This window comes from Streptomyces sp. NPDC059832, assembly GCF_042731715.1.
Classification (GTDB): domain Bacteria; phylum Actinomycetota; class Actinomycetes; order Streptomycetales; family Streptomycetaceae; genus Streptomyces.
Genome location: NZ_JBHWIY010000017.1, coordinates 34,859 through 55,243, shown reverse-complemented (window position 1 = coordinate 55,243; position 20,385 = coordinate 34,859). Strand labels below are relative to the sequence as shown.

Genomic DNA, 20,385 nt, shown 5'->3' with positions numbered 1-20,385 from the left:
GTGACCGGGGTGTCCGGCGGGTGGAGCAGCAGGTCAGGGGGCGGATACGGCCCGCGCGCCGCCGGACGGCGCCCACGACGGCGTCACACCGGTGACCTGGCACACCATCAGGAAGAGCGGGATCGGCGGGGTGTACGGCGTGCGGTTGTCCGGCTGGTGGATCAGCCGGGGCCGGACCGCGGGGACGAACGCCCCCTTCGCGTACGCTGCCTGCGGGGGCCAGTCCAGATCGAGGTCGGAGCCCGAGGGCACGATCCACCACCAGCGGTCGGCGTCGGCGAAGACGCAGCCGGTGCGCGGCAGATGGGACATCAGCCGGAAGCCGTACCGGGCCGGTACCCCCACCGCGTCGCAGCCCAGGCTCGCCGACAGCGCGGGCGGCAGCGGCAACCGCACCGTGCCCGCCGTGCCGGCGGGCGGCCGGGGCTCACGGGTGCGTCGCGTGCCGAGCAGATGGGACATGGCGTTCTTCAGCATGGGTGCTCCGAGCCGTGCGGCAGTTCCGCCCAGACGATGCGCCCCGAGCCGTTGCCCGCGTCGCGGGAGCCCCAGGAACTGCACATCGCGTCGACGAGCAGCAGGCCGCGTCCGTGCTCGTCGTCGGTGGTCCGCCGCAGCTGCGGCCCGCCGGGCTGGTGTCCTTGGTCCTGCACGGCTATGCGCAGCCGTCTGTCGAGGCGGCGCAGCTCGCACACGACGCGAGAGCTCATGGTGTGCACCACCGCGTTGGTGACCAGTTCCGAAACGATCAGGAGCGCCGAGTCATGGGCGTCCCCGTCGAGCTGCCACTTGTCGAGCCGGGCCCGGGTCAGTCTCCGCGCACCGGCCACGGACTCGGGGTGCGCGGGCAGGGCGAAGCAGTACCGGAGCGCCTCCGTCCCGGGACTGAGATCCATGAGCCGGGGGATGAGCGCACTGCCAGGTGCCACAACCGATTCCTCACAGTGGGGGCTGCGTCACGCTCCGCATTCCCACGTGAATGAGGGCGGGCGAGACTTCGTGAACTGGTTCACTCACCAACTCTCCCCCTGTCGTGAACACTTGGCAAGGGGCACTCTGAAATTTTCAGAGTGGCTGTGTTCTGGTCGGCCCGCGCATGGCACACTGCTCGCAAACAGCGCATGGGGAGGTCTGAAGTGAGCGAACCGCGGTCCGCCCCGACCGTGGGCCAGGTCGTTCTCGGCAAGCGCCTGCAGGATCTGCGGGAGCGCGTCGGCCTGAGCCGTGACCAGGCTGCCAAGGTGCTGCGGGTCGCACCTGCGACGATACGCAGGATGGAGACCGCCGAGGTCGCTCTCAAGATCCCCTATGTACAGATGCTGCTGAAGGCGTACGGGGTCGCCGACGACGAGACCGAAGCCTTCGTGGAGCTCGCCGAGGAGGCCAATAAACCCGGCTGGTGGCAGCGGTTCCACGATGTACTGCCCGACTGGTTCAGCATGTACGTCAGCCTGGAGGGCGCCGCGAGCCTCCTGCGCATGTACGAGCCGCACTTCGTCCCCGGACTGCTGCAGACCGAGGACTACGCGCGCTCGGTGATGCGCACCGGAGCCGTCGGCCAGACCAGACCCGAGGACATCGAGCGCCATGTGGCGCTGCGGATGCAGCGCCAGTCCCTGCTCACCCGGCCGGACGCCCCGAAGCTGTGGGTGGTGATGGACGAGACGGTCCTGCGCCGCCCCGTCGGCAGCGTCGAAGCCATGCGGGAGCAGATCGACCAGCTGCTCGAAGCGACCGAGATGCCGCATGTGACGCTGCAGATCGCGGAATTCTCGACAGGACACCATCCGGGCACCTACGGCCCGTTCGTCCTCTTCCGTTTCGGTGTCCCCGAACTCCCCGACATGGTCTACAGCGAGTACCTGACCGGAGCCGTCTACTTCGACGCGCGCCCCGAGGTGGCCTCCTACCTCGAAGTCATGGACCGCATGGCGGCTCAGGCCGCAACTGCACAACGCACGAAGGAAATCCTCCGGGACTTCCGCAAGGAGCTGTGATGGATCCCATATACAACGGCATGCCGGCCGCCGAACTCGGCTCCGAGGGCTGGCACAAGCCGTGGAGCGGTGGGAACGGAGGCAATTGTGTCGAGGCGATGAAGCTGTCCGACGGCAGAATCGCCGTACGTCAGTCCGCCGATCCCGACGGCCCGGCCCTGATCTACACCCCCCGTGAGATCGCGGCATTCATCCAGGGGGCCAAGTCCGGTCAGGCGGACTTCCTGCTCACCTGATGTCGAGGCCCTCCCGCCGGGAGCGGCCTTCTTGCCCGAATCCGCAGCGCCGGAGCGGCCCCCGCCCCACACTCTTGTTGTTCGCCGACCTATGGACCCATGGAGCGCGCTATGACCGGGCACGAACCCCAAGGCATCGAGATCGACACCACCAAGCCCCATCCTGCCCGGATGTACGACTGGTTCCTCGGTGGCAAGGACAACTACCCGGTCGACGAAGAGATGGCCCGGCAGCTGCTCGCCCTCGACGCGCGGGGGCGGGACATGGCCCGGGTGAACCGTGCCTTCATGCACCGGGCCACCCGATGGCTGGCCGAGAACGGAGTCAGTCAGTTCCTCGACATCGGCACCGGCATACCGACCGAGCCGAATCTCCACCAGATCGCCCAGCGGACCGCCCCGGACGCCCGCATCGTCTACTGCGACAACGACCCCATCGTCCTCGCACACGCCGCGGCCCTGCTGCGCTCCACCCCGCAGGGCGCCACCGAGTACATCCAGGCCGACGCCCGCAAGCCGGAAGCCATCCTCGAAGCGGCCGGCGAGATTCTCGACTTCGGCAAGCCGATCGCCCTGTCGCTGCTCGCCCTGCTGCACTTCCTGGACGACGAGGACGGCGCGGCCGAACTCGTCGACCGGCTCGTCGAGCGGCTCCCGTCCGGCAGCTATCTGGTGCTCTCCCACACCACCGGGGACTTCGACCCCGAGGGCGCGGCGCAGGCCTCCGCCATGTACCGGGCCCGGGGGATGACGCTGCGCCTGCGCTCCCACGCCGAGGTCACCACGTTCTTCGACGGCCTCGAACTCGTCGAGCCCGGGGTCTCGCTCTCCGCGAACTGGCACCCGGAGCTCGGCGAGGTCATCGAGGTGCCCGGCGACGAGCCGATCCCGGGCTACGCGGGCGTGGCCCGCAAGGTCTGACCGCGCCCCGCCGTCACCGGCCGGCCGGGTGATCGGCAGCAGCACCCCGGCGCCCCGGTCCGGCCGCACCGCGGGTCACAATGGACGCATGTCACGACGCACCACACGACCGGGGCGGCCCGCCACCGCCGGAGCACGGACCCCCGCGGTCACCGCGGAATCGCCGTGCCCGTGCGGCCTGCCCGCCACCTACGCGCAGTGCTGCGGCCGCCTGCACGCCGGGACAGCCGCCGCGCCGACCTGCGAGTCGCTGATGCGCTCCCGGTACGCCGCCTTCGTCGTCCGGGACGAGGCGTACCTGCTGCGCAGCTGGCACCCCGACACCCGGCCGCCCGCCGTCGACTTCGACCCCGCGATGCGATGGCTGCGCCTGGAGGTGCTGGAGACGACGGACGGCAGCCCGTTCCACACCACGGGCACGGTCACCTTCCGTGCGCACTACACGGACAGCGGGCGGCCGGGTTCGCTCCACGAGAAGAGCCGCTTCGTCCGTCATGAGGGCGCCTGGGTGTACTCGGCCGCGGTCTTCGTCGACTGATGCGCGGGCGCGGCGGCCGGCCTTCTTCAGCCCGCCGCGCCCACCAGGGCCTTGTCCGGCGCCAGCTCCTGCGCCAGGTCCTCCGCCAGCAGCCGTTTGGCGATCACGTCCACCGCCGCCCGCAGCTGCCGGTCGTCCGGTCGTGCTCCGTGCTCGTCCAAGCGCTCGTTGAGCCATCGCGCCCAGGCCTCGGTGATCGCCGCGGCCTCCCGGCTCCCGGCGGCGGTGTGTGTGAACAGATGACCGTCGCCGGTGAGATAGCCCTCCTCGACCATCCGGTCGAAGACCGGCACCAGCACCTCGTGCGGCAGCCGGTGCCGGGTCGCGATCAGCCGCAGACCCGCATGGCCCACCATGCGGGTGAACAGCTCGACCTGCATCACCGCCCAGGCGCCCGCCATGTCCAGCCGGGTGTCCGAGCCCGCGATGATCCGCCGGGCCGTGTCCGGACCGACTCCGTGCAGGATCTTGGCCACCGCGAATTCGAGGAGCTTGGCCGAGTCGCCGGTGCCGGGCTGCGCGAAGCCCTCGCCCATGTCCGTGGAACCGACCCGAGCCGTGTCCCGCAGCTTCACCTGTTTCAGGAAGAGCGCCACGAAGAACCCCAGGACCGCGACCGGCACCGTCCACAGGAACACGGTGTGCAGCGTGTCCGCGTACGCCTGGGCCAAGGGCGCCGACTGCGCGGGAGGAAGACCGTGCAGCCCCGCCGGGCTCTGCGCCGCCTTCGCCAGCGTCGCGGGGTCGCCGCCGGCCCGCGCCGCCGCGGCGACGCCGTCGGTCAGATTGGGCTTCAGGGCGTTGGCGTAGATCGTGCCGAAGACCGCCGTACCGAAGGAGCTGCCGAGCGTACGGAAGAACGTCACACCCGACGTCGCCGTACCCAGGTCCGCGTAGTCGACCGTGTTCTGCACGGCGATCGTCAGCACCTGCATGGCCAGCCCGATGCCGACCCCGAGCACCAGCATGTACAGCGACTCCAGCCACACCCCGGTGCCGGGACCCATCCGGGAGAGCAGATACAGCCCCACCGCCATGATCAGTGAGCCCACGATGGGGAACACCCGGTACCGGCCCGTCCTGGACACCACATTGCCGCTGAAGATCGAGGCGACGAGCAGCCCGAGGACCATCGGCAGCGTCCGTACGCCCGACAGGGTCGCCGAGTCCCCGTCCACGTACTGCAGATACGTCGGCAGGAAGATCATCGCGCCGAGCATCGCGAAGCCCACGATGAAGCTCAGGATCGAGCAGACGGTGAACACCGGGTTCCGGAAGAGCCGCATGGGCAGCATCGGCTCCGCCGCGCGGAACTCCACCAGGCAGAAGAGCGCCAGTGCGACGAGGCCGCCCGCGAAGAGACCGAGGATGACGGGTGAGCCCCACGCGTACTCGTTGCCGCCCCAGCTCGTCGCCAGGATCAGCGCGCTCGCGCCGATCGTGACCATCGCGATGCCCAGATAGTCGATGACGGGCCGGCCGGCGGCCCTGACGGACGGGATCGTCCGGGCCGCGGCGATGACCACCACGATGGCGATCGGCACATTGACGTAGAACGCCCAGCGCCAGCTCAGATGGTCGGTGAAGAGCCCGCCGAGCAGCGGCCCGATCACCGTCGACACCCCGAAGACCGCACCGATCGCGCCCTGGTACTTGCCGCGTTCGCGCAACGGGATCACATCGGCGATCAGCGCCATCGAGGTGACCATCAGCCCGCCGGCCCCGATGCCCTGCAACCCGCGCCAGACGATCAGCAGCGTCATGTTGGTCGCGAGACCGCAGAGGAACGAACCGGTGATGAAGATGATCGCGGACAGCTGGAAGATGATCTTCCGGCCGAACAGGTCGCCGAACTTGCCCACCAGGACCGTCGCCACCGTCTCCGCGAGCAGATACGCGGTGACCACCCAGGACATATGGGCGGCGCCGCCGAGATCCGAGACGATCGTCGGCAGCGCGGTGCCGACGATCGTCTGGTCCAGGGCGGCCAGCAGGATTCCCAGCACGATCGTCGCGAAGACGATGTTCCGGCGGCGCGGATCGAGTACGGGCGGCGCGGCGGCACTCTGCGCGGCGGGGGCGGTCTCGCTGGCAGTGGTCACGCTTGCACCATCACACCGGCCTGTGCCTCCCGCATGTGGGGGACGGCCGGACGTGTCGTCAGGCCAGCAGATCCCGCACGGAAGCCTTCATCCGGGTCACGAACGCCTCCCGTACGGGCTCCGCCACCCGGTCCAGCGAGAGGTACGGATTGAGGTCCTCCAACTCGACGAGAAGCAGCTCGCCCTGCGCGGTCCGGCAGGCGTCGACCCGCTGGATGCCGTGGTCGAGACTGTTCCACTCCACGAAGCCGCGGGCGAACGCCAGATCCACCGCGTCCGGCGCGTACGGCTCCAGCACCCACCGCCGCTCCGGGTCCGGCGCGTACAGCGCGTACTGGAAATCGTGGTCGACGAAGTAGAAGGACACCTCGTAGCGGAAGTCGATCCGGGGCTGGACGAGCATGGTGCCGTCCTCGCTCCCCGGCAGCTCGGCCTCCCGCACGAAGCGCAGCCCGGCCGAGTCCGCCCCCAGCTTCGGCTTGACCACGTACTCCGCCGCGTCCGGCAGCGATCCCAGATCGGCCGCCCGGTCCACCGTGGGGATCACCGGATGGCCGGCCCGGCTCAGATCGACCAGATACTGCTTGCCCGCCATGTCCCCGCGGCCGTGCAACGGGTTGTAGACCCGGGTGCCCAGCTTCCGCGCCCGTGCGCGGAACGCGTCGTACGCCTCCTGGTAATGCAGCACGGGACCGCTGTTGCGGATGACGACCGCGTCGAAGCCGTCCAGCAGCGCGGCGGCGTCCCGGGGGTGGCAGAGCGCGATGTCGAACTCCTCCCGCAGCCGCGAGGTCAGATGGATGTCCTCGTCGCAGTAGCGCCGTCCGCGCGCCTCGTAGGCGAGGTCGGTGACGAACAGGACGGACGGTCGCGGGCGGGCGGGCATGGCGTTCCTCCAAGGGGTGTGTCGGTGGACAACCGGTCAATAACCTTGACGGCGTTGCCCGTTCACGACCCTGGAGCGTCATGACACCTGCCCCGCACGAGCCGGTCGCATAGCAATCGCCGTCGCTGCCCGACATTCTCTCGCCCGCCTTCGCGGCCGATCCCTACGGGGCGTATCGGATCAGGCGCGAGAGCTCACCGCTGATCCGGCACGAGGCCACGAACAGTTACCTCATCTCCCGGTGCGAGGACGTGGAGCGGGTGTTCCTGGACCGGGCGGGGGAGTTCACCGGGTCGACCGGGGCGACGACCACATGGACCTTGCCCGATCCGGGCAGCCTCCTGGATGACGGGCCTCGGGGTCTCTTCCCGCGCGTCCCGCCCGGCCACCGCGGGGCGGACGACCTGGGCGGTGGGAGCAGGGCCGTCAGCTGTCCCGCCGCCTCCGGGCGGAACTGCTGCTGCCGTGCCGGCCCCTCGCAAGACGGGTGCGGTGCGCGAAAGTCACCAGGAGCCGCCGGGGCGCACCGCCAGCCTGGGGTGGTGGGCGGCGAGGATCTTGTTGGCGCGGGCCAGCTCGGAGAGCACCTGCTCGCGGTCGGCCCGGTCCTCGTCGCAGAGCCGCGGACCGCGGAAGCTGCGCACCTCGCGCGCGGCGCATTCGGCGTCGAATTCCGCCTGCAGGATGTGCGGCGGGATGCAGGACCCGATCAGCGCGGCGACCCGATCCGGGATCGGCACGGGGACGAGGAGGTGTGAGGCGGTCATGGGGGGCCCTCTCGGAATGGTTGGCCAGGAGGTGGTTCCGGGTGCGGCCGCCGGGTGCGGCGGCCGGCATCTCCATATGTACGGGACGCAGTTCCAGGTTTCTCGTTGAGAACGTCTCCGTGTGGCAACCGTTTGAGAGTGACCGTCTATTTCGCCTTACCCGTAAGTAAGTTGACTCGTGATGAGGACCGTGATCCGGCCGGAAGTGCTCAGAGCGGTGATTCCTCGCCGCGGGCCCGCAACTGGAGCGCCCGTAACACGGCCTCGGTGGAGAACCGGCTCTCGGGGTCGGTCAGTTGCTGGCCGAAGATGGACTCCAGATTGCGCATCCGGTAGCGAACCGTCTGCGGATGGACATCGAGCAACTCGCCCATGTGGGCCGCGGTGCCACGGGTGTCCAGCCAGATCCGCAGGGTCTCGACCAGCCGCTCCCGGCGGGTGGCGCTGATTCCCGAGATCGGCGCCAGTTCGCGCTGGGCGAGCTGGTCGACCAGCACCGGGTCGGAGAGCAGCCACAGGGTGATGAGGTGGTCCTCGCACAGGACGACGGGCGCGTCGTCGATGATGTTCGTGTCGACGAGTTCGAGCACGCGGCGGGCCCAGCGGATCGAGTCCGAGGCCAGGGCGGTGGGCACGGTCAGGCCGATCGCGGCGTGGGTGCCGAGGAGCGCCTCGTCCAGCATGTGTCTTCGGGCGTCGTCGAACGCTCCGGGGACCAGTAAGTGGGGTTGGGGGTCGCTGAGATCGGCCAGGACGTCGCGGTCCGCCACGGCCCGGTCCAGGGTGGCGGGGGAGCGGACGGCGACCAAGGTGACCTTCTCGGGGAGGGTCCATCCGGTCTGTTCGCAGAGCTCGGCGATGGCGGTACGGGGTGCGGGGCGCCCGGCGAGGATCAGGTGCAGCAGACGGCGGCGCATGGCCTCGGTCTGTTCGCCGGTCTGCGACTGCACCTCCAGGAAGCCTTCCCGGGACAGGGATTCGAGCTCGTCGATGTAGGTGAAGAGCGCGTCGGCGAAGCTGAGCATGAGGGTCGGTGAGAAGTTGTAGCTCCGGCCGACCTTCTTGGCCCGTCGCAGCGCGACCCGGGCCCCGAGCCGGTAGGCGCCCTGGAGCGTCTCCATGGTGCGCCCCTCGTACGCCTCGAAGCGCCCGAACCGACGGCACATGTCGTCGCGGAGCGAGGTCGAGGCGGACGGTTCGGCGACCAGGTCCACGAACGAGGAGAGGCTCTGCTCGACGCCGACGCGGATGGCCTGCCCGTTGGGGCCGCTGAGCAGCCGGGCGTACTCCGGATAGGCCCGGGTGACCTCGACGCCGATCTCCTTGATCAGGCTGGGCAGTTCGGGTCGCATGATGGCGGCGAATTCCTGGGGGAGCGGCCCCAGTGGATCCCCGGTGTCCGACGGCTGTATGAGTTCTGGCATGACTGTCCCCTTGCTCTCCGGCGCCCGGTGGGGGGTCAGGCGGTGGGGAAAGCGCTCCCACGAACCGACAGGTGCGTACCAAGTTCGCGATGAAGATAGACCAAGTCAGCGGTTGTGCCCACTACTTGGGCAAGATCGAAGTGCAAGGGGCACATATCTTGGCCCCGTTGTGGTGCTTCGGTGCAGGTGGGACGCCCGTGCTCACTTCAGGACAATGTTTTTCGGACATCTACTCTTCCGGCGACAAGAAAGTGACCGCGGGTAACTGATTTCCGTCCGGGTGATTGGTGGGGATACGTGCGGGTGGTGTGCGTCCTGCCGCAGCACTGCGGCCTCGATCGCGACGGTCTGCGGTCATCCGCTCCGCCTGCTGCGCGGTATTCGAAAGGGAGCGCATTCTTCGGAAAAGGTAAAACCCTCGGGATTCGCGGAACACAAGAACCGGGCGGCCGGAATGGGTAATTCTTCAACTGTTCCGGCGGGGGTGCGTTCCGTGGTCCGGGAGCGGGTTCCATGGTGTGTCGTGCGGCTCGGTGGTTCGATGGCCGCGGTGCGTCCGGGGCTCATTCGGCCGCGGGTCCGACGATCTTACCGACGGGTACGTGGCCGGTCGGCGGGTCGCCCCGTCGCCGGTGACTGCGCCCGGGATGAGTGTCCTGCGGGGTCCGGGGCGCATGGCGGGGCCGTAACTACTCACTTTCGTATAGAAAATCGCGGCGATCTGCTGAGTTATCGCTAAGGCGGAATACTTTTGCCGGGAGGGTCGGGGATTTTCTGCGCCGGGTATTGCCGCGTTGGGCTACTGGCTCGTAACGTTCGATCCGCACGGAGTTCGATCACGCAGTCGAGTCCATCGACTTCTGCGTTCCACGATGTGAGCCGCCCTCGTGCCGGGCCCATTCCCAGGGCGTGGCGCGGGGTAATCGGGTACGTCCAACTCCACTTCCCGGAGGTATGTTCCGTGAGAAACACCCTCAGACGAGCAATGTTCGCCACGACCGTCGCCGCAGCCGCGCTCGGCTTCGCCGCCACGTCGGCCTCGGCCACCGCCCTCGCGCAGTGGACCGTGACCAACCCCAACGCCAACGGGTCGTTCTCGGCTCACCTCAAGGCAGGCACGACGGCCGAGCTGCTCGACAACACCACGGGGCAGGGCGTGTCCTGCTCCACGGCGGCGGCGAGCGGCACGGCGACCACCGGCGTGTACCCGAACGGTAGCGGCCTGGCCAAAATCAGCTCGGCGACCTGGGGCACTGCCGCCTCTCCCTGCGCCGGCCCGCTCGGCTCGACGTTCACCGCTTCGCTCACCAGCGGAACGATCAAGCTCAACGGTGCCAGCTACGCGGGTGGAGTCACCTCGGGCAACCTGACGGACGTCAACGTGACGATCACCGGGGACACCCTGTTCGGTGTCTGCACCGCGACGATCACCGGTTCGGCCGCCAACGCGAAGTACACGAACTCCACCGGTGTGCTGAGCATCACGAACGGCACCGGACTCACCATCGCGACGGCGAACAACTGCTCGGGCCTGATGAACGCGGGTGACACCGCCCAGTTCTCGGCCACCTATGTGCTGGACAAGGCGATCACCGTCACCTCCCCGTGAGTCACTGACGGCACATGAGGTCCCCGCGCGCCGCCTCCTCGGCAGAGGCGGCGCGAGGGGACCCGGGTGCAGCCGACCCCACCTGCCATGAGGAGATCCGTGAGTGTCATCCAGCGTTCCTTGCTGACCGCCGGCGCGGTGGCAGTTGCCTTCGGCCTGTCGGTGACGTCGGCGTCAGGCACTTCGCAGGTCCAGTGGACCGTCAGCAATCCCCACGCCGACGGGTCGTTCTCGGGCTCGCTCAAGGCGGGAACTTACGCTGTGGTGCATGACGTCGGCACCGACCAGCAGCTGCAGTGCGGGGGGTCGGGCACCCGGGTGAAGGGTTCGGCGCCCAGTGGGGTGCACCCGGACGGTGCCGGGCTGGCCGACGTCACGACCTTCTCGTGGGGCAACCCCGTCGACGACCTGTGCTACGGCCCTCTCGGAACGACGTTCACCGCCGAACTGGTCTCCACCACCATGAGATTCGACGGTGAGAGCTACGCCGGCGGGATCGTCACGGGGAGACTGGCCGATGTGAATCTGGCGTTCAGCGCCGACACGTGGTTGGGGCACTGCACGATGACGATAGCCGGATCGTTGAGTCATGCAACGTACAGCAATTCCACCGGTGAGTTGACCGTCGCGAACGGCAAGGGACTCACGATGAGCAATGTCAGTGGCAACGGGGCCTGCATGGGACTGCTGAACAACGGTGACAGCGTCGAGTACTCGGCCACCTATGTGCTGGACGATCCCATCGCCGTGACCTCCCCGTGAGTCACTGACCGCGAGGGTCCGCGAGTGCTTCCGCAGACGAACAGTCAGCTCCGAGACGACGGCAGGTTGCCGAGATGAGAATGAAGTCGAGCCGCCCCCGGCGAGTGGTGCAGGCCGGTGCCGTCGGCGCGATGGCTCTGTTGGCCGGGCTCATGCCGGGTACCGGCGTCGCCGGCGGGACCCACGTGGCCGAGTCCCGGTTCGGGTACTCCTGCACATCGGCATCCGGCCGGCACGAGGCGGATGTGACCGTCTCCGTCGAACTGCCGCTGAGCTCTCCGGTCGGCGCCGCTGTCCAGCCGGAGCAGGTACGGCTCGGTCTGGCGCTGGCGCCGGAGCTGCTGGGCGAACTGCCGGAAGGCGCACAGCCCGAGCTGTCCGGGGTGGCTCGTCTGGAGACGGCGGTGACACAGAACGGTGTGTCGGCGGATGTGATGTGGGAAGGGCTCCAGATCCCCGAGTCCACGATCACCCCGGAGCAGGACGTGGCCGTCGAGGCGACCGGGGCCGTGCCCACCGTGACCCCCCGATCCAGTGGTGCCATGGTCTTCACGGCGGGCAAACTGCAACTGGACCTGGTGGTTCGGGCCGCGGACGCGGGGCCGGCCGATCCCGCCGTCATCTCCGTGTCCTGCACGGCCGATGCGGATCAGTCGGCGGAGCTGGGCACCGTCGAGGTACCCGCGTCGCCCGACGGTCCGGTGACCGGTACGCCGGACCCGGACTCGGGCGGGGGGGCGTCACCGAAGGTGGAAGCCCGGAGCACGGACACCGAGGAGCAGGCGAAGGCCACGGAGGTGGAGCCGCCGGAGCTGCCCGGCTGCAAGCTCTTCTACGGCCCGATCTCCGTGCCCGCCACCGGGGCGCACGGATACATGGCCGGCTACGCCAACGTGAACAAGCAGAAGGCCGCCATGGAGTTCAGGGACCCCGCTCATCTCCGGCTCCAGCTCCAGTCGATGTTCGCCGCCTACACCTGTCCCACCGGTGGGCTCACCTGGATCCACTCCGAAGGCACGATGGACTACAACGGCAAGCCCCAGATGCCGCCCGCCCGGTCGACGTTCCTGACGTTCGGCTTCATGCCGACGACCGCCACCGTGGAGATGTCGATCACCGACCCCATCAACATCGAGACGGTCTACCAGTCGGTGCAGGACCCGGTGACCAAGCGCAGAGCCGAAACCACGACATCGACGGCGCATGTGAGTGTGCGGCTGTACGACGTGAAGGTGAACGGCACGCCGCTCGATGTGGGTCCGAACTGCCGAACGGTGCGGCCGATGGAACTCGTACTCACGGGCAAGGGCTCCACCGGTCTGAACGTTCCGGACGAGGGGTACACCGTCAAGTCCGGCGGGCCGCTCACCGGGTACTCCGATGTGCCCCCGTTCAGTGGCTGCGGGGCGACGGAGGACCTGGACAACGTGTTCACCGCGTCGGTGTCCGGAACGGGGAACTACACCAAGATGATGCAGGGCCCACTCTGCGTGAACAACGTGCCTCTGCACTGTCCTGAGCCCCCGAAGCCCAAGCCCGAACGCTGAACTCACGCGCATCTTCGTACCACCTCCCTCAGAAAGGCTGGACGATCATGAGTGCTGCCCCGAAGCGAGTCAGACCTGCCCTTGTCGGCGCACTGGTGGCGGTCGCCGTCGGAATTCCCCTGAGCACCTCGCCGGCGAGCGCCGCCTCCGCCCAGGAGATGAACGGCAACTGGGCGCCCTTCACCCGGTGTCCGGTCGACGACCCGGCCATGCTGGTCGCGGACGGCCGGACAGACATCGCGATCTGCGTGGCCTCGCACTCCGTGAGCGGCTCCATCAAGCTCGGCAACACCCTGGCGACGACCGGTGCCAACGACCTCCAGTTCGGCGTCGTACGCAACACGGCGACGGGCGAGTCAAGGATCGTGCCGCCCGCGGGCGGGGCGATCGTCGGAGCCCCGACGGATATTCCCGGCGGTCTGCTCGGCCTCATGTGCCCGAGCGGGATTCCGGTGGTCTCGGGCATCTGCGAGCAGTTGACGAACAGCAGCCTCAACCGGGTCGTCGCCACCGTGCAGTCGGCGGGCACGCCCAGGAACTTCGACCTGGTCGCCGGGATGCAGAGCGGGAAGACGATCGTCGACATTCCGGTCCGGATCCATCTGGAGAACCCCTTCCTGGGGTCGAAGTGCTACATCGGCACCACCTCCGAACCGGTCCTGCTGCGTCCGCAGAATCTCACCCAGCCGGCCCTGGCCAGCCGCCGTTTCGACGCCAACGGCACGACGAACACCGGGGGCTCGCTGAACAGGGTCGAGCTGACCGGAAACGCCCAGGGCGACGCAGGCTTCGCCGTCCCCGGGGTGAGCGGCTGCGGACCCCTGACCCTCGGTGAGCTGAACTGGGCGGTCAACCTGAAGACGGCGCTCCCGTCGGCGGCCGGGAACAACAACCTGGTACTCAATGACAGCGCCACGTACACGGGGGGTCTGGCGTCCCCCGGCGCGGCGGCTCCCAACGCCGGCCGGCTGCTTTCGGAGAGCTGGCACGCAGGAGTGGCACGGTAGGTACTTCTCCGGTACCTCATCCCGCGGAGTACGGAAATCAGTGACGCCGCCCGCCCCGCCCGGCGCATTCTGCCGGGTGCGGCGGGCGTTTGCGCACCGGGGTGCCGGAGGACTCACTTACCGACAAGTGCAAGGTGTGCATTACTCACTCGCTCACAAAAACAAAAAAGGCCGTGAAGTGCCGTGCAAAAAGATGGCGAACCAGTATTGCAAAGCCAGGTTACCGGGCCGTAGCGTCCCGGTTGAGCAGCGGGAAAACCTATCCGTGGCTGCTCGTTCGGTACCTCTGGGGCCCTGGCGGATCCGGTCCGCCGGTCGCGGGGCGCCGGTCCGCACGCCGGAGACCTTGCGCAGATTCCGACAAAGCCGCCGCAGGGCTTTGTCACTCGGTGACAAGTGATCCTCACCGAGCACCAGATTCGTCGATTTCCGCTGTTCAACGGCTTGTCCTGGCGGTTTCGACGGACATAGCGTGCGCCTCCTGGTGCATGTGTGACGAGCCGCCATTGGATTTCTCAGAGCCGGAGCGCTGACAGATGACTTCGTTCACCACAACTTCGAAGGAGGGCCGATGGGAATCGAAGTAGTCGTCGAAGGCCTCACGAAGTCCTTCGGCAAGCAGAACATCTGGCAGGACGTCACTCTCACACTGCCCGCCGGTGAAGTGAGCGTCATGCTCGGACCTTCCGGCACCGGAAAGACCGTCTTCCTGAAATCCATCATCGGTCTGCTGAAGCCCGAGCACGGACGCGTCCTCATCAACGGCGTCGACATGGTGAACAGCCCGGAACGCGAGATCATGGAGACCCGCAAGCTCTTCGGGCTCATGTTCCAGGACGGCGCCCTCTTCGGGTCGATGTCGCTCTTCGACAACATCGCCTTCCCTCTGCGTGAACACACCCGCAAGAAGGAATCGGAAATCCGCCGCATTGTCATGGAACGGATCGACATCGTCGGTCTCCTCGGGGCCGAGGACAAACTGCCGGGCGAGATCTCCGGCGGGATGCGCAAGCGGGCCGGGCTGGCCCGCGCCCTCGTCCTGGACCCGCAGATCATCCTCTGCGACGAACCGGACTCCGGACTCGACCCGGTCCGCACCGCCTACATCTCCCAGCTGCTCATCGATCTCAACGCGCAGATCGACGCGACGATGCTCATCGTCACCCACAACCTCGACATCGCGGCCACCGTCCCGGACAACATGGGGATGCTCTTCTGCCGCAACCTCGTCACCTTCGGACCGCGCGAGGTGCTGCTCACCAGCGACATGCCGGTCGTCTCCCAGTTCCTCGCGGGGCGCCGCGAGGGGCCCATCGGGATGGCCGAGGAGAAGGACGCCGCCACCCTCGCCGCCGAGGAGATGAACGGCTACGGAGTCGGCATCAGCTCCGCCAACGGGCCGCGCACCGTCGTACCGCAGCTGGAGCCCTCGCCCGGCATGCCCGTACGGCAGGCCGCGCTGCGCCGCCGGGAACGGGTCCTGTCGATGATGGGCCAGCTGCCCGAGGCCGCCCGCACGGCCATCATGAAGAGCTACACCCCGGCCGCGGGCGGTGAACGCCCGTGACGGCCCCCATGCCGGTGCTGCCCCCCGAGCCGCCCCCGCCCGGTGTGGCCGACGCGACGCCGCCGGGGACGCCGGAGCACAAGCCGCCGAGCCGGCTGCTCGCCCCGCTGCGCGAGACCGGGAAGCTGTTCTCCCTCGCCGCGACCGTGAGCCGGGAGGTGTTCCGACGTCCCTTCCAGGTACGGGAGTTCATCGAGCAGTTCTGGTTCGTCGCCAGCGTCACCATCCTGCCCGCCGCACTCGTCTCGATCCCGTTCGGCGCCGTCATCGCCCTCCAGGTCGGCTCGCTGACCCAGCAGCTCGGCGCCCAGTCGTTCACCGGCGGAGCCAGCGTCCTCGCCGTCATCCAGCAGGCCAGCCCGATCATCGTGGCCCTGCTGATCTCCGGCGCCGCCGGCTCGGCCATCTGCGCCGACCTCGGCTCGCGGAAGATCCGCGAGGAACTCGACGCGATGGAGGTGATGGGCGTCTCGCCCGTCCAGCGCCTCGTAGTCCCCCGCGTCCTGGCCACCATGCTGGTCGCCGTACTGCTGAACGGCCTGGTCTCCGTCGTCGGCACGCTGGGCGGCTACTTCTTCAACGTGATCCTCCAGCACGGCACCCCCGGTGCCTACCTGGCCAGCTTCTCCGCCCTCGCCCAGCTCCCCGACCTGTACATCAGCGAGGTCAAGGCGCTGATCTTCGGCTTCATCGCGGGCATCGTCGCCGCCTACCGCGGACTCAACCCGCGCGGCGGCCCCAAGGGTGTCGGCGACGCGGTGAACCAGTCCGTCGTCATCACCTTCATGCTGCTGTTCTTCGTGAACACGGTCCTCACGGCGATCTACCTCCAGATCGTCCCCGCGAAGGGGAGCTGACCGATGTCGATGCTCAGCTGGCTCGACCGATCCGGTGAACAACTCACCTTCTACGTACGCGCGTTGATCTGGGTGCCCCGGACCCTGCGCCGCTACCTGCGCGAGGTCCAGCGGCTGCTGGCCGAAGTGGCCTTCGGCAGCGGCGGTCTCGGCGTCATCGGTGGCACCATCGGCGTGATGGTCGCGATGACCCTCTTCACCGGCACCGTCGTCGGCCTCCAGGGGTACGCGGCCCTCAACCAGATCGGCACCTCCGCCTTCACCGGCTTCATCTCCGCCTACTTCAACACCCGCGAGATCGCCCCGCTCGTCGCCGGACTCGCGCTCTCCGCGACCGTCGGCGCGGGCTTCACCGCCCAGCTCGGCGCGATGCGGATCAACGAGGAGGTCGACGCCCTGGAGGCGATGGGGGTGCGGTCCATGCCCTACCTCGTCTCCACCCGGATCATCGCCGGGGTCGTCGCGATCATCCCGCTGTACGCGATCGGGCTGCTCTCCTCCTACCTCGCGTCCCGCTACATCACGGTCCTGTTCAACGGGCAGTCCGCGGGCACGTACGACCACTACTTCAATCTCTTCCTCTCCCCGGACGACGTACTGCTGTCGGTGCTCAAGGTGCTGATCTTCAGCGTGATGGTGATCCTCGCCCACTGCTACTACGGCTTCCACGCCACCGGCGGGCCCGCCGGTGTGGGGGTCGCGGTCGGGCGGTCGGTGCGCAACGCCATCGTGCTCATCAGCGTCACCGACTTCTTCCTCTCCCTCGCCATCTGGGGCGCCACCACGACGGTGAAGGTGGCCGGCTGATGAACTCCCACCGCACGCAGACCGTCCGCCGCAGACTCGCCGGAGTCGCCTTCCTCCTCGTGCCCGCCGTGCTCGTATGGGTCTCGGTCTCGGTGTACCGGAAGGACTTCACCGACGACGCCACCGTGACCGTACGCACCTCCAGCGTCGGCAACGAGATGCACGACAACGCCGATGTGAAGCTGCGCGGCGTCGTCGTCGGGCAGGTCCGCTCCATCGCGGCCGACGGGAAGGGGGCCCGGCTCACCCTCGCCATCGAACCCGGCAAGCTCGACCGGATCCCGGCCGACGTGACCGCGCAGATGCTGCCCACCACGCTCTTCGGGGAACGGTTCGTCGCACTCGTACCGCCGGAGATGCCGTCCGCGCAGCCGTTGCGGGCCGGTTCCGTCATTCCGCAGGACCGCTCCAGCAACGCCATCGAGCTGGAGGAAGTTCTCGACAACGTCCTGCCGCTGCTGACCGCCGTCAAACCGGAGAAGCTCGCCGCCACCCTGGGCGCGGTCTCCCAGGCCCTCCAGGGGCGCGGCGAGAAGCTCGGCGACACGCTCGTCACGCTCGACGCCCACCTGGCGAAGTTCAACCCCCAACTCCCCACGCTCAACGCCGACATCAAGGAACTCGTCAAGGTGAGCAAGGTGTACGGGGACGCCGCCCCCGATGTCCTGGACGCCCTCACCGACTTCACCACCACCAGCGGCACCATCGCCGAACAGCAGGCGCAGCTCGCCGGGCTCTACGGCTCCACGACCGCGTCCGCGCGCGACCTCACCTCGTTCCTCCAGGAGAACAAGGACAACCTGATCCGGCTCTCCGCCACGAGCAGGCCGACGCTGGAGCTGCTGGCGAAGTACTCGGACGAATTCCCCTGCACCCTGCGGACCATGGCCGGCTTCGTGCCGGCCATGGACAAGGCGCTCGGCAAGGGCACCGACCGGCCCGGACTCCACGTCACCATCAAGCCCGTGAAGTCGAAGGGCAAGTACGTGCCCGGCAAGGACACCCCGGTCTACCACTCGACCGGCGGACCACACTGCTACTCCGTGCCGTACGTGGGCAGGACCGTGCCGACCGCCGACGCCCGTACGGCGGCGGCCGTCACCCCGCCGGGTACCGCACACACCGGTGAACCGGCCGGCACCGCGTCCACGGCCAAGGACTCCGCCCTCGGCATGCCCAACTCCCCGCAGGAGAGCCGGCTCGTCAACGAGCTGGTCGCTCCCTCACTGAAAGTCCAGCCGCAGACCCTGCCCGACTGGAGCAGCGTGCTCATCGGTCCGGCCTTCCGCGGTGCGGAGGTGAAGCTCAAGTGAAGCGCCGCTCTCTCGCCGCTCCGCTCACGAAGTCGATCGTCTTCATCCTGGTGACCGTTCTGGCCACCACCGTGCTGGCGCTGTCCATCGCCAACACGGGCGTCGGCGACACCACCACCTACAAGGCCAGGTTCACCGACGCCACCGGACTGGTCGTCGGCGACAGTGTCCGGATCGCCGGGGTCAAGGTCGGACAGGTCGAGTCCATCGAGGTGGCCGACAAGCGGCTCGCCGAGGTCGGCTTCGCCGTCCGCAAGGGGCGCAGTCTTCCCGCCTCGGTGACCGCCTCGATCAAGTACCTCAACATGGTCGGCCAGCGGTACATCGACCTCGACCAGGGGGCCGGGCCGGTCGGCAGGAGCTTCGCCGCCGGAGCGACCATCCCGCTCTCCCGCACCACCCCGGCGCTCGACCTCACCCAGCTCTTCAACGGTTTCCAGCCGCTCTTCGAAGGGCTCTCCCCGCCCGACGTCAACCAGCTGGCCGGCTCCATCGTCCAGGTGCTCCAGGGCGAGGGCGGCACCGTCGACAGCATCCTCTCGCACGTCGGCTCGCTGACCGGCACGGTCGCCGCGAAGGACAAGGTGATCGGCGAGGTGATCAAGAACCTCAACACGGTCCTGAAGACCGTCAACGACCGCGAGGCCGGCTTCGACGACCTCGTCGACACCCTGCAGAAGCTCGTCACCGGATTCGCCGGCGACCGCAAACCGCTCGGCCAGGCGGTCACGGCCATGGGCGCGCTCACCACCGTCACCGCGGACCTCCTCCAGGACGGCCGGGCGCCCCTCAAGAGCGACATCAAACAACTCGGGCGGCTCTCCGGCCAGTTGGGCAACGGCACCCCGCAGATCGAGAACTTCCTGCAGAAGACCCCGGCCAAGATGGCGGCGATCAGCCGGCTCACCTCGTACGGCTCATGGCTCAACCTCTACCTCTGCGAGGCCAAGGTCAGCGGAGTGACGACCGAGGACGGCAGCGCCCCGCCCACCGGCATCGTGGTCAGGAAGCCGAGGTGCCAGTCATGAGGATCAAACCCGTACGGGAACGCAACCCCGTCGCCGTGGCCGTCGTGGGGCTGGTCGTCCTCGCCCTCGTCGGCCTGGGCGCCTACCGCGTCGACTCGCTGCCCTTCATCGGCGGCGGCACCACCTACAGCGCCGACTTCACCGAGTCCGCCGGACTGAGCGAGGGCGACGAGGTGCGCGTCGCCGGAGTGAAGGTCGGCGAGGTCACCGGCGTCTCGCTCGACGGCCCCAGGGTGAAGGTCGCCTTCAAGGTCAAGGACGTCTGGATCGGCAACTCCTCCACCGTCGGCATCGCCATCAAGACCCTGCTCGGCGAGAAGTACCTCGCCGTCGACCCGCTGGGCAACGCCCCGCAGGACCCGCACGAGCGCATCGGGGCGAGCCGCACCACGTCCCCGTACGACGTCACCCAGGCGTTCAACGGACTCGGCGAGACCATCGGCGAGATCGACACCGCCCAGCTCGCCAAGAGCTTCGAGACGATCTCCGCCACCTTCAAGGACTCCCCGCCGGACGTGAAGAGCGCGGCCGACGGGCTCTCCGCCCTTTCGAGGACCGTCTCCGAACGGGACGCCCAGCTCGCCACGCTCCTCAAGGGCAGCAAGCAGCTCACCAAGACGCTCGCCGACAAGAAGAGCAGCTTCGAAACCCTGCTGGAGGACGGCAATCTGCTCCTCGGCGAGATCCAGGCACGCCGCGACTCCATCCACCAGCTGCTCACCGGCACCAAGAATCTGGGCATCCAGCTCACCGGCCTCGTGCAGGACAACAACAAGCAGCTGAAGCCCACCCTGGACTCGCTCGGCCGGGTCACCGCCGTACTGGTGAAGAACCGCAAGAGCCTCGACAAGGTGCTCTCGCTCGCCGGCTCGTACAGCCGGCTCGTCGGCAACACCCTCGGCAGCGGCCGCTGGTTCGACAACTACGTCTGCGGAGTCGTCCCCAAGGAGTACGTGCCCGCGGGCACACCCGCGGGGCCCGAGTGCAAGCCACCCAAGCAGCAAGGCGGCCGCTGAC

At 68.4% G+C, this 20,385-nt stretch carries 20 protein-coding genes and 1 pseudogene; 15 read left to right on the top strand and 6 right to left on the bottom strand.

The genetic code is table 11. The features are described from left to right. Positions 1-33: 33 nt before the first annotated feature. Both ACFV8T_RS27305 and ACFV8T_RS27300 read right to left on the bottom strand, forming a co-directional pair. Positions 34-477 carry a hypothetical protein gene (locus tag ACFV8T_RS27305; protein WP_266429539.1) on the bottom strand — a complete coding sequence of 148 codons (444 nt, stop codon included), beginning with the start codon at positions 475-477 and terminating at the stop codon, positions 34-36. After that, complete coding sequence (locus tag ACFV8T_RS27300) at positions 471-929, bottom strand: ATP-binding protein (RefSeq protein WP_385332316.1); 459 nt, start codon at positions 927-929, stop codon at positions 471-473. Before ACFV8T_RS27300 ends, ACFV8T_RS27305 begins: the two co-directional genes overlap by 7 nt. Before the next feature lie 207 nt (positions 930-1,136). Between ACFV8T_RS27300 and ACFV8T_RS27295 the strand changes: the two genes are divergently transcribed. The 4 genes from ACFV8T_RS27295 to ACFV8T_RS27280 all read left to right on the top strand — a co-directional run bounded on the left by ACFV8T_RS27295 (position 1,137) and on the right by ACFV8T_RS27280 (position 3,692). Then, positions 1,137-1,997 (top strand): helix-turn-helix domain-containing protein, encoded by an 861-nt coding sequence (locus tag ACFV8T_RS27295; protein ID WP_385332314.1) that lies wholly within the window; start codon positions 1,137-1,139, stop codon positions 1,995-1,997. Next, positions 1,997-2,233, top strand: a complete 237-nt coding sequence (locus tag ACFV8T_RS27290; RefSeq protein ID WP_072485026.1) for a DUF397 domain-containing protein — start codon at positions 1,997-1,999, stop codon at positions 2,231-2,233. The genes ACFV8T_RS27295 and ACFV8T_RS27290 overlap by 1 nt, the downstream gene beginning before the upstream one ends. A gap of 111 nt (positions 2,234-2,344) precedes the next feature. Next, entirely contained in the window at positions 2,345-3,154 is an 810-nt protein-coding gene (locus tag ACFV8T_RS27285) for an SAM-dependent methyltransferase (protein ID WP_385332312.1), read from the top strand. 88 nt (positions 3,155-3,242) lie between these two features. Continuing rightward, the gene (locus ACFV8T_RS27280; protein WP_385332310.1) at positions 3,243-3,692 is read left to right on the top strand and encodes a YchJ family protein; all 450 of its coding nucleotides are present in this window, start codon (positions 3,243-3,245) and stop codon (positions 3,690-3,692) included. A gap of 26 nt (positions 3,693-3,718) precedes the next feature. Here the strand turns inward: ACFV8T_RS27280 and ACFV8T_RS27275 are convergent, their stop codons facing one another. After that, positions 3,719-5,794 (bottom strand): MDR family MFS transporter, encoded by a 2,076-nt coding sequence (locus ACFV8T_RS27275; protein ID WP_385332307.1) that lies wholly within the window; start codon positions 5,792-5,794, stop codon positions 3,719-3,721. A gap of 58 nt (positions 5,795-5,852) precedes the next feature. Continuing rightward, positions 5,853-6,680 carry a hypothetical protein gene (locus ACFV8T_RS27270; RefSeq protein ID WP_385332305.1) on the bottom strand — a complete coding sequence of 276 codons (828 nt, stop codon included), beginning with the start codon at positions 6,678-6,680 and terminating at the stop codon, positions 5,853-5,855. 125 nt (positions 6,681-6,805) lie between these two features. Between ACFV8T_RS27270 and ACFV8T_RS27265 the strand changes: the two are divergent. Continuing rightward, positions 6,806-6,970, top strand: a pseudogene (locus ACFV8T_RS27265) (cytochrome P450); the annotation flags it as partial. A gap of 213 nt (positions 6,971-7,183) precedes the next feature. Here the strand turns inward: ACFV8T_RS27265 and ACFV8T_RS27260 are convergent. Further along, positions 7,184-7,447: a hypothetical protein gene (locus ACFV8T_RS27260; protein WP_385332302.1), complete on the bottom strand. Its 264-nt coding sequence runs from the start codon at positions 7,445-7,447 to the stop codon at positions 7,184-7,186. A 209-nt stretch (positions 7,448-7,656) separates the two neighbouring features. Next, positions 7,657-8,871 (bottom strand): helix-turn-helix domain-containing protein, encoded by a 1,215-nt coding sequence (locus tag ACFV8T_RS27255; protein WP_385332300.1) that lies wholly within the window; start codon positions 8,869-8,871, stop codon positions 7,657-7,659. A 985-nt stretch (positions 8,872-9,856) separates the two neighbouring features. On the opposite strand from ACFV8T_RS27255, the gene ACFV8T_RS27250 reads away from it, so the two are divergent. The 10 genes from ACFV8T_RS27250 to ACFV8T_RS27205 all read left to right on the top strand — a co-directional run bounded on the left by ACFV8T_RS27250 (position 9,857) and on the right by ACFV8T_RS27205 (position 20,384). Beyond that, positions 9,857-10,480, top strand: coding sequence for a hypothetical protein (locus ACFV8T_RS27250; protein ID WP_266429559.1), 624 nt, complete (start codon positions 9,857-9,859; stop codon positions 10,478-10,480). Between the two features lie 120 nt (positions 10,481-10,600). Next, a complete protein-coding gene (locus tag ACFV8T_RS27245) occupies positions 10,601-11,242 on the top strand; it encodes a hypothetical protein (RefSeq protein WP_385332297.1) in 642 nt (213 codons plus the stop codon). A 74-nt stretch (positions 11,243-11,316) separates the two neighbouring features. Next, a complete protein-coding gene (locus ACFV8T_RS27240) occupies positions 11,317-12,789 on the top strand; it encodes a DUF6801 domain-containing protein (protein WP_385332294.1) in 1,473 nt (490 codons plus the stop codon). A 47-nt stretch (positions 12,790-12,836) separates the two neighbouring features. Further along, positions 12,837-13,796 (top strand): hypothetical protein, encoded by a 960-nt coding sequence (locus ACFV8T_RS27235; RefSeq protein ID WP_385332292.1) that lies wholly within the window; start codon positions 12,837-12,839, stop codon positions 13,794-13,796. A gap of 571 nt (positions 13,797-14,367) precedes the next feature. Next, entirely contained in the window at positions 14,368-15,363 is a 996-nt protein-coding gene (locus tag ACFV8T_RS27230; RefSeq protein WP_385332290.1) for an ABC transporter ATP-binding protein, read from the top strand. Further along, on the top strand, positions 15,360-16,220 hold the full coding sequence (locus ACFV8T_RS27225) for an MlaE family ABC transporter permease (RefSeq protein WP_385332288.1): 861 nt from the start codon (positions 15,360-15,362) through the stop codon (positions 16,218-16,220). Before ACFV8T_RS27230 ends, ACFV8T_RS27225 begins: the two co-directional genes overlap by 4 nt. A gap of 3 nt (positions 16,221-16,223) precedes the next feature. Next, positions 16,224-17,027 (top strand): ABC transporter permease, encoded by an 804-nt coding sequence (locus ACFV8T_RS27220; protein ID WP_072485014.1) that lies wholly within the window; start codon positions 16,224-16,226, stop codon positions 17,025-17,027. After that, positions 17,027-18,340 carry an MCE family protein gene (locus ACFV8T_RS27215; RefSeq protein ID WP_385332285.1) on the top strand — a complete coding sequence of 438 codons (1,314 nt, stop codon included), beginning with the start codon at positions 17,027-17,029 and terminating at the stop codon, positions 18,338-18,340. The genes ACFV8T_RS27220 and ACFV8T_RS27215 overlap by 1 nt, the downstream gene beginning before the upstream one ends. Then, positions 18,337-19,368 (top strand): MCE family protein, encoded by a 1,032-nt coding sequence (locus ACFV8T_RS27210; protein WP_385332283.1) that lies wholly within the window; start codon positions 18,337-18,339, stop codon positions 19,366-19,368. Before ACFV8T_RS27215 ends, ACFV8T_RS27210 begins: the two co-directional genes overlap by 4 nt. Further along, complete coding sequence (locus tag ACFV8T_RS27205) at positions 19,365-20,384, top strand: MCE family protein (protein WP_385332280.1); 1,020 nt, start codon at positions 19,365-19,367, stop codon at positions 20,382-20,384. The genes ACFV8T_RS27210 and ACFV8T_RS27205 overlap by 4 nt, the downstream gene beginning before the upstream one ends. Position 20,385: the final 1 nt, after the last annotated feature.